The sequence below is a fragment of the Methyloceanibacter sp. genome, assembly GCF_041573655.1.
Taxonomy (GTDB): domain Bacteria; phylum Pseudomonadota; class Alphaproteobacteria; order Rhizobiales; family Methyloligellaceae; genus Methyloceanibacter.
This window is the reverse complement of record NZ_JBFFQD010000068.1, coordinates 1-8,445: the sequence shown is the minus strand read 5'-3', so window position 1 is coordinate 8,445 and position 8,445 is coordinate 1. Positions and strand designations below refer to the sequence as shown.

Below are 8,445 nucleotides of genomic sequence, written 5' to 3'. Positions count from 1 at the left end.
TATGGTGATACTGTCCTACATGTGGTCCGCGATCTTCGCGCTCTGGATCGGCTACATGTGGTTGATGGGCCCCAGCATCATTGCGCACACCTTCCTTCTCGTGGGTGTCTTCTTCACGAGCGAGATCTTCGCGCTCGCGAGTAATCAGTCAAAGCGGTTCTTGCAGAAGGCCGCCGCGCGTTGAGCGCGGCAGTCGCCGGACGAGCCGTGTAGGATCGGAGGGTAGTCGTGGCGCATGTTCTCGTCATCGGCGCCAGCGGTGGCATTGGTCGAGAGACGCTTTCAGCAGCTCTCGATGCCGGCCACCGCGTCCGGGCGTTCTCTCGGTCGGCGAATGAGATCGACCTTGAAAACAGTTACTTGAAGAAACACTCCGGAGACGCGATGAACGAGGCCGGCATTGATGCAGCTCTGGATGGTATTGATGTCGTCGTACAGACGTTGGGCATCGGCGCGGACGAGCTGTTCAAATCCGTAAATTTGTTCTCCGAGTCGACGCGTATTCTTATCGCCGCAATGCAACGTCGCAATGTGCGGCGCTTGATCGTTGTGACCGGCTTCGGCGCCGGAGACAGTCGCGAGGCCATAGGGTGCCTCCAGCGCATTCCGTTTCGTCTGTTTCTTGGTAGAGCCTATAACGACAAAGATGTTCAAGAGCGCTTGATCAAAGAGAGCGGGCTAGACTGGACGATCGTGCGTCCAGGCATCTTGACGAAGGGCGCAAGAACTGGCCGCTACCGCGTGTTGGTCGAGCCATCACAATGGCGCAATGGCGTCATCTCCCGAGCCGACGTGGCGGACTTCATTGTCAGGTCCATAGACGACGATGGTCGCGCCCAACAAGCTCCTGTCTTGATATGGTGAGCACCCGCTTGGCGGCGGTGTGAGAAGGTCAGGCAATGGTGCCCAGGGGCGGATTCGAACCACCGACACGCGAATTTTCAGTCCGCTGCTCTACCAACTGAGCTACCTGGGCTAAGCCTCCGAAGACCTTTATGCATGGTGGCTTTCCAGAAAGCCGACCGGGCCACGGCAAGGCTTTGGGCTTATAGGAAATCGCCCTCGTTCTGTCGAGACCGAGATTTTCCGCCCCCGCGCCTCACTCATACTCATCGCCGGCCGGGTCGTCGATCCTGCCGGTCGGCTCGCCGGGAACCGCATATTGGCCCTTGAGCCAGCGGCCAAGATCGACCTCCGCGCAGCGCTTTGAGCAGAACGGACGATGGGCCTTGTCCTGAGGCTTGCCGCAGACGGCACAGCGCGGGGCGGCTTGCCGGGCCGCCGCTTTGCCCGGGGCCGGGCTCACTCGGTCTCGACCTCCGACTTGGAGAGCCATAGCAGCGGCACGGGATAGCCCTCGCCTCCAAGCAGGCTCACCACCTCGGTCAGCGGCAGGCCGACGACATTTGTATAGGAGCCCACGAGCTTGACCACGAAGGCCCCGGCGATGCCCTGAATGGCGTAACCGCCAGCCTTGCCCCGCCATTCGCCGCTGGCGAGATAGGCCCCGATTTCCTGATCCGAAATATTGCGGAAGCGCACCCGCGTCTCGACCACGCGCTCGCGCCAGCGCCCTTCCGGCGTCACGACGCACACGCCCGTATGGACCCGGTGGGCGCGGCCGCGCAACAGCCGCAGCATGTCGGCGGCCTCCTGCTCCAGTTCCGCCTTGCCGAGCACGCGGCGCCCCACGGCAACGACCGTATCGGCGGCGACCAGGAAGGCTTTGGCGTACTCCGGCTCGGTTTTAGTGATCTTCAGCGCCGCTTCGGCCTTGGCGCGCGCCAGCCGGCGCACGATATGCCGCGGCACCTCGCCCTTCGATACGCTCTCATCGACGGAGGCGGGCCTGAGCGCGTCCGGCGCGATGCCCGCCTGCTCGAGAAGCTGAAGGCGCCGGGGCGAAGCGGAGGCGAGGACCAGCTTGGGCCGGAAGCTGGAGCCAGGCGTAGGCGTGCGCCGGCGCGGCGACCGCTTCGGCGTTTTCGCCGCCTTCGGTGCCGTTGTTGCAAGCTCAGCTGACGCAGGGGCCTCCCGCTTCAGCTTGAGCTTGCTACTTAAACCGGTAAGTGATCCGACCTTTAGTGAGATCATAAGGGGTCATCTCGACCAGAACCTTGTCGCCCGCAAGCACCCTAATACGGTTCTTGCGCATCCGTCCCGCCGTGTGGGCAATGATCTCGTGTTCGTTCTCGAGCTTCACCCTGAAGGTGGCGTTCGGGAGCAGTTCGGTGACCACCCCCGGAAATTCGAGCATTTCTTCCTTCGCCATAAGGCTCCTTCCGCATCGTCCGGTTGCCGCGGAGAATGGTCGGGCGGGCGGCCAAAATCAAGGACGATTCCCGTGTTTTTGCGCTTCTGGCCAAGCCAAGGCGTCCCGCCGCGAAACCCCCGCGCGTGGCTTGAGCCATGAGGACAGCGGGGCACCCGTCGGCCGCGTCCTGCTGCAGCGTCTTGGGCGGCCTTCCGGCGCCCCGCTTCAGGCGATATCAAGCCCCCTTCCGCACGGCTTACCACCAGTGGCACAGGCGCAAAGGGCTCAAGCGCCCGGCGCACCTCACCCGACGACCCACGCGTTACAGCGCAGGTGGGCGGAGCGGGGACCCCCGAGGCTGGTCCGTTGTCCATGACGCGGTGGTCCGGGCGCGGCGCTTGGCAATCGGGCCCATCTGTCCCGCGCCACCTCGGGCGCCACACCCCTCATCCTCAAGAAGCAGACGGTCTGCAGCTCGCGTCCTCACGGACGAGGGACGGAGACAGTGTAAGGGCCTTTGGCGGGGCGGGGATAAGATTGCGCCGCCCCCGCTCCCCGGGGAACTATCGTGGGCCGCAGCGGCTTCAAAAAGATGTCGCAGAAGCGGCTATATATGTGGCGCCGCGCGACCATCCTGAGGAGAACGAGACATGCTGTTCGTCTGTTACGTGACCATCGATCCCGACAACCGCGACGAGAGCGTCGCGCGCTTCAAGGAATATGGCGTGGCCGAGCCCGAAGGGGTGAAGCTGCAGGGCGCCTGGATCTCCTCCACCCAACAAGAGTGCTGGAGCGTCTTTGAGGCCGACAGCGCCGGGGCGATCATGGCGATGTTCGAGCCCTGGACGGACCTAAACATGCACCAGATCACCCCGGTGATGGATTTCGACGCGCTCAAGAAATTCGTCGACGCCAACGACTGAGCGCCCTAGACGCCCGGCGCGCTGGGCAGCGGGAAGCGCTCTCTGATTTTGACGAACAGCCGGTCGCGCACCTCACGATAGGCGTCGAGGATTTGCTCGCGGGCGCCCGACGCCAATGTCGGGTCGGGCGTCGGCCAATACTCCACGTCGATGGCGTAGCCTTCGGCCAACTCCAGCGCCTTGTGCTGCGCTTCCGGCGCGAGCGTCACGATCAGGTCGAAGCTGAGATCGTGCAGATCATTGATCGACACCGGCACGTGTCCCGACATGTCGATGCCCATCTCCTCCATCACGGCGATGGCGAAGGGATCGGGGACGCCGGGGCGGACACCGGCGGACTCCACATAGATGCGGTTGCCGGCAAGATGCATGAGAAGGCTTGCCGCCATGGGCGAGCGAACGGCGTTGCGGCTACAGGCGAAGAGGACCGCGCCCGGCAGGTCGCCGCTTGTCTGCCTCGTCACCCCTTCCAATGAAGCGCGCAGAGCAGGGTGAACAAGCGCCTGGCCGTGGCGATATCAACGGCGATCTTTCCTTTGAGGCGCTCCATCAAGAGATGGCTGCCTTCGTCGTGCAGTCCGCGCCGGCCCATGTCGATGGCTTCGATCTTGGAGGCAGGCTGGGTCTTGATCGCTTCGTAATAACTGTCGCAGATAAGAAAGTAGTCTTTGACGATGCGGCGGAAGGGCGACAGCGACAGCATGACATGCTGAAGCGGCGCGCTGTCCGCATCGCTGACCGAGAAAACAAGACGATTGTCGGCGAGCGAAAGACGCAAGTTATACGGCCCACTCGTCTCATGGCTCTCCAAGGCGAAGTTGTTCTTCTCCAGGAGGTCGAAGATCGCCACCTTGCGCTCGTGCTCGACTTCGACATTGTCGCGGCCGAGCGAGTCCTCATCGAGGGTCACCTCGATGAGCCGCGCGCCTTCCGACCATGTCTGCTCTTCTGCCTCGTCGCCCATGTCTAGTTGCCCATGTCTAGTCCGGCAGGTTCAAGCGAATGGCGACGGAGCGGCGATGCGCATCCAGCCCTTCGGCGCGTGCGAGCGTCATGGCCGCAGGGCCCAAGGCCTTTAGGCTTGCCGCGTCGAGCTTCAACAGCGAGGTGCGCTTCATAAAGTCGAGCACGCCGAGCCCCGAGGCGAAACGCGCCGTGCGGGCCGTCGGCAGCACGTGATTGGTGCCGGCCACGTAGTCGCCGATCACCTCGGGCGTATAGCGGCCCACAAAGATGGCGCCCGCGTCCCTCACCTGCGCAGCAAGCGCATCGGCATTTTCGGTGGCTATCTCCAAATGCTCGGGCGCCAACCGGTCAGCGATGGCAGGCGCCTCGTTCAAATCGCGCACCAAAATCATCGCGCCGAACTCATCCCAGCTTGCACGCGCGGTATCGCCACGCGGCAGCGTTTTGAGCTGCACCTCCACGGCTTCCACCACGGCGGCGGCAAAGTCCTCTTTGTCGGTGATGAGGATCGACTGCGCCGCGGTGTCGTGTTCGGCCTGCGCAAGCAAGTCCGCGGCAATCCACGCCGGATCGTTGTCCGCATCGGCAATGACCACGACCTCGGACGGCCCGGCCACCATGTCGATACCGACCTGGCCGAACACTTGGCGCTTGGCGGCGGCGACATAAGCGTTGCCCGGACCGACGATGGTCGCCACAGGAGCAATCGTCTCGGTGCCGTAAGCGAGCGCGGCAATCGCCTGGGCCCCGCCCACGCGGTAAATCTCATCGACGCCGGCAAGCGCGGCCGCGACCAGCACCAGCGGGTTCAGCACGCCGTCCGGTGACGGCACCACCATGACGAGGCGCTCCACGCCGGCGACTTTGGCCGGCACGGCGTTCATCAGGACGGAGCTCGGATAGCTCGCGGTGCCGCCGGGCACGTAAAGGCCGGCCGAGGCGACCGGCGTCCAGCGCTGGCCGAGCTCCACGCCCGCCTCATCGGTATAGGTCTCGTCTTGCGGCCGCTGGCGGGAGTGATGGTCGAGAATGCGCGCATGGGCGAGTTCGAGCGCCTGAAACGTCTCGGCGTCCACTTTAGCCTTCGCGCCCGCGATTTCTTCGGCCGAGACGGCAATGCCCGTCTTGGTCAGATCGAGACGATCCAACTCGTGCGTGAAGTCGATCAGCGCCTTATCGCCTTCGGCCCGGACGCGCGCGATGATCGCGGCCACCACAGTGTTCACGTCGGTGGACGATTCCCGCTTCATGCCGAGCAGCGCTTCAAAGCGTGCCGCGAAGCCGTCGTCTCGCGTATTAAGAGTCTGCGCCATGCGTTGCCGTCCTCACGCGCCGGATGCGCCGGAACTTTCAGTATCCGCGGCGGCATCGCCGGGATGATCCGGCTTGTTGCGCGTCACCCAAGAGGGCCCGAGGTCGCGCAGTTCCGCCTCGACGCACTCGACTTCGAGCTGGATGATGACGCCGCCGGAGAAGGTCAGCGTGACCGTGCCGCTCGGTGCCTCGCCCGCCTCGAATTGAATGGCGAGCAGCGACAGCACGCGGTCCGGCTTCTCGGGCCTGAGCTCCTTGTGCTTGGCGCTCAGGACGCGGTCGAAGCGAAGCCCCGTGCGGCGGCGCTTATAGTTCTTCGTGTCCTTGCCGGTCGCGCTTTCCCAGTCGAACCGGTTGACGATGGCGACGAACCGCTTCTGCGACGGCAGAAAGACCATATCGCCCACGCGCACCACCGCATCTTGGAGATGCGACGACACGACCTGGAGGTCTTCTTCATCGAGGGCGAGCAGTTTCAGCAATGTCATGGCGAATTTGGTCTTTCTGGCAGGGGCGTATCACGCTTTTTCGGGCGTGCGGAAGGAATAACGCAAGAGATACCTAGCCGGAATACCGCTCGATCTGGGCGCCGCATTTCCGCAATTTCTCCTCGAGCCGATCAAATCCCCGGTCGAGGTGGTAGACGCGGCCGATCGTGGTTTCTCCTTGCGCCGCCAGCCCGGCGATAATGAGCGACACCGAGGCCCGCAGGTCCGTGGCCATGACTTGCGCGCCGCGTAAGCCCGGCACCCCGTGAACCAAGGCGGTATCGCCCTTCAGGTCGATCCGGGCGCCGAGCCGCGCCAGTTCCTGCACATGCATGAAGCGATTCTCGAAAATGGTCTCGCGCACCTCCGAAACGCCCTGCGCGGTGCACATCAGCGCCATGAGCTGGGCCTGCAGGTCCGTCGGGAACCCGGGGAAGGGCTGGGTCTCAACGGTGACGGCATCGAGGCCGTGGCCGTTGCGCGTCACGCGAATGCCGCCCTCCTCCTCAAGAACATCCACGCCCGTGGTCCGCAACGTGACCAGCGCCTCTTGCAGAAGCTCGGGCCGGGCGCCTTTCAGGAATACATCGCCGCCGGTGATGGCCGCGGCCATGGCGTAGGTGCCGGTCTCGATCCGGTCCGGCAGCACGTCGTGCTCGGCGGCATGCAGCGAGGGCACGCCTTGAATATGCAGCGTCGAGGTGCCGATGCCTTCGATCTTCGCGCCCATCTCCGTGAGGCAGGTGGCCAGATCGCCGACCTCGGGCTCGCGGGCGGCGTTCTCGATCACCGTCTCGCCCTTTGCCAGCACGGCGGCCATCAGAGCGTTATGGGTGGCGCCCACCGAAACCATGCCCAGCGGGATGCGGTTGCCCGTCAGCCCCTTGGGCGCCTTGGCGATGACGTAACCGCCCTCGAGCTCGATATCGGCGCCGAGCGCTTCCAACGCCAGAAGGTGAAGATCCACGGGGCGGGTGCCGATGGCACAGCCGCCGGGCAGCGACACGCGGGCCTCGCCGCAGCGCGCCAGGATCGGCGCCAGTACCCAGAAGCTGGCCCGCATGCGGGCCACCATCTCGTACGGCGCGGTGGTGTCGACGATTTCGGCGGCGGTGAGCTTAAAGGTCTGGCCGTCGCTCGTGCTTTGGCCGGCGCGCTTGCCGGCGATGGTGATGTCGACGCCGTGATTGCCGAGAATGCGGCCGAGCAGGGTCACGTCAGCGAGGCGTGGCATGCCATGCAGCGTCAGCGTCTCGCTGGTCAAAAGGCTGGCGATCATCAGGGGCAGCGCGGCGTTCTTGGCGCCGCTGATGGGGATCGTGCCCTTGAGCGGCTCACCGCCGACAATACAAATACGGTCCATGATCGACGTGTAGCTCCCTCACGCAACGCTCCAGCGAATGCTTCCGCGCCTCGATTTCCCGATGTTCCGCCCCCCGGCATGGACGGCAAGCGGCCAGTCTACCCTCCCCGCCTCAGGTCTGTCGCCCCTCTTCGGACGGGGGGGGCGGGACCTTTGTGGCGCGGGCCTTCTCCTTGCGTTTCAGCAGGTTGGCACGAAGCGCCTGCTCCAGCCGGGCCTGGCGGTCTTGCCCCTGGGCCGGCTTGTCCGGCGCGCGCGTCTTGTCGTCCTCGCCAGCCATATCGCTCGCAATTTTGCTGATCTTGAGGCCGGTTTTATAACATGGAAGCCGAGCGGTTAAGCCCGGCGGTCTGTCTCTTGTCGCGTCTTGCGCGGCAGAGCCCGCTATGGCAGTTTGCGCGCCGCACGGTCCAAGGCGCCCTTATTCTTGAGGACACGCGCCCCGTGCCGACCCACCGGTCACAACACGCCGCCGTAGCTCAGTGGTAGAGCGCGTCATTGGTAATGACGAGGTCGATAGTTCGATCCTATCCGGCGGCACCATTATTCAATGAGTTAGACGAACCTCTTGCGCCGGCCTTCATGCCAGTAAGCACATAGTAAGCACCGCGAACGCATTCGAAGCACCAGAGCGGCGCGTAAGACCGTGGGCGAAAAGCGGCGCCCTCGAGGTCAGCAAAAGTAAGCATCCGTCGCACCTCTAGAGACCCTCTTTTAATCTCTGCAATGCCGACACCATACGGGGGAGCCAATGAGGGAGGGTCCTATGACCGACGACGACAAGGCACATCAGACAACGCACGGTTCGATGCGGTCACACACACCTTGGAAGACTGCCACCATAGTCCTTGCGGTCATACTGGGCTTGGTCCTGATCTGCGCCGTAGTCGTGGTAGCAGACCTCACAGGCTTGGCATTGTCGCTGCTTTAACGAAGCCGAACACGCCACTTCATTCGCTTTAGCGTTGGCGCATGGTCGTGCGCTGCTACACTCAGCCTGCGGGGGAAGCCATTTGAGGGAGGCTTCATGACATCGCTATACCAATCAATATCTGTTGCGGTTTGTGTTCTTGCTGCCCCGTGGCGGTGGCGGCGTTCCTGCGGTCCAATCAGCTATGCAGTTCGCGACGTAAGCTT

The 8,445-nt window shown here is 63.9% G+C and carries 12 protein-coding genes and 2 tRNA genes; 4 read left to right on the top strand and 10 right to left on the bottom strand.

The features are described from left to right. Positions 1 to 184, top strand: a 184-nt coding sequence (locus ABY454_RS11500) for a hypothetical protein (RefSeq protein ID WP_372930812.1), incomplete at its 5' end; no start/stop codon positions are given. A gap of 44 nt (positions 185 to 228) precedes the next feature. Continuing rightward, complete coding sequence (locus ABY454_RS11495) at positions 229 to 864, top strand: NAD(P)-dependent oxidoreductase (RefSeq protein WP_372930811.1); 636 nt, start codon at positions 229 to 231, stop codon at positions 862 to 864. Positions 865 to 900: 36 nt separating this feature from the next. On the opposite strand, the gene ABY454_RS11490 is transcribed toward ABY454_RS11495, so the two are convergent. The 4 genes from ABY454_RS11490 to infA all read right to left on the bottom strand — a co-directional run bounded on the left by ABY454_RS11490 (position 901) and on the right by infA (position 2,272). Continuing rightward, a tRNA-Phe gene (locus ABY454_RS11490) sits at positions 901 to 976 on the bottom strand. A gap of 123 nt (positions 977 to 1,099) precedes the next feature. Then, positions 1,100 to 1,306, bottom strand: a complete 207-nt coding sequence (locus tag ABY454_RS11485) for a DNA gyrase inhibitor YacG (RefSeq protein ID WP_372930809.1) — start codon at positions 1,304 to 1,306, stop codon at positions 1,100 to 1,102. Then, positions 1,303 to 2,094, bottom strand: coding sequence for a Maf-like protein (locus ABY454_RS11480; RefSeq protein WP_372930807.1), 792 nt, complete (start codon positions 2,092 to 2,094; stop codon positions 1,303 to 1,305). Before ABY454_RS11480 ends, ABY454_RS11485 begins: the two co-directional genes overlap by 4 nt. Further along, the gene (gene infA / locus ABY454_RS11475; protein WP_045365920.1) at positions 2,054 to 2,272 is read right to left on the bottom strand and encodes a translation initiation factor IF-1; all 219 of its coding nucleotides are present in this window, start codon (positions 2,270 to 2,272) and stop codon (positions 2,054 to 2,056) included. The genes ABY454_RS11480 and infA overlap by 41 nt, the downstream gene beginning before the upstream one ends. 632 nt (positions 2,273 to 2,904) lie before the next feature. Between infA and ABY454_RS11470 the strand changes: the two genes are divergently transcribed. Continuing rightward, complete coding sequence (locus tag ABY454_RS11470) at positions 2,905 to 3,177, top strand: DUF3303 domain-containing protein (protein WP_372930805.1); 273 nt, start codon at positions 2,905 to 2,907, stop codon at positions 3,175 to 3,177. A 5-nt stretch (positions 3,178 to 3,182) separates the two neighbouring features. On the opposite strand, the gene ABY454_RS11465 is transcribed toward ABY454_RS11470, so the two are convergent. The 6 genes from ABY454_RS11465 to ABY454_RS11440 all read right to left on the bottom strand — a co-directional run bounded on the left by ABY454_RS11465 (position 3,183) and on the right by ABY454_RS11440 (position 7,588). Further along, positions 3,183 to 3,641, bottom strand: a complete 459-nt coding sequence (locus tag ABY454_RS11465) for an arsenate reductase ArsC (protein ID WP_372930803.1) — start codon at positions 3,639 to 3,641, stop codon at positions 3,183 to 3,185. After that, the gene (locus ABY454_RS11460; protein ID WP_372930801.1) at positions 3,638 to 4,141 is read right to left on the bottom strand and encodes a UPF0262 family protein; all 504 of its coding nucleotides are present in this window, start codon (positions 4,139 to 4,141) and stop codon (positions 3,638 to 3,640) included. The genes ABY454_RS11465 and ABY454_RS11460 overlap by 4 nt, the downstream gene beginning before the upstream one ends. 16 nt (positions 4,142 to 4,157) lie before the next feature. After that, positions 4,158 to 5,456: a histidinol dehydrogenase gene (hisD, locus tag ABY454_RS11455; RefSeq protein ID WP_372930799.1), complete on the bottom strand. Its 1,299-nt coding sequence runs from the start codon at positions 5,454 to 5,456 to the stop codon at positions 4,158 to 4,160. Positions 5,457 to 5,468: 12 nt separating this feature from the next. After that, complete coding sequence (locus ABY454_RS11450; protein ID WP_372930797.1) at positions 5,469 to 5,945, bottom strand: DUF2948 family protein; 477 nt, start codon at positions 5,943 to 5,945, stop codon at positions 5,469 to 5,471. 73 nt (positions 5,946 to 6,018) lie between these two features. Further along, complete coding sequence (murA, locus tag ABY454_RS11445; RefSeq protein ID WP_372930795.1) at positions 6,019 to 7,308, bottom strand: UDP-N-acetylglucosamine 1-carboxyvinyltransferase; 1,290 nt, start codon at positions 7,306 to 7,308, stop codon at positions 6,019 to 6,021. Positions 7,309 to 7,420: 112 nt separating this feature from the next. Further along, positions 7,421 to 7,588, bottom strand: coding sequence for a hypothetical protein (locus tag ABY454_RS11440; protein ID WP_372930793.1), 168 nt, complete (start codon positions 7,586 to 7,588; stop codon positions 7,421 to 7,423). 188 nt (positions 7,589 to 7,776) lie between these two features. Here ABY454_RS11440 and ABY454_RS11435 point away from each other — a divergent pair. Then, positions 7,777 to 7,851: transfer RNA gene (locus ABY454_RS11435), tRNA-Thr, on the top strand. Positions 7,852 to 8,445 lie beyond the last annotated feature (594 nt).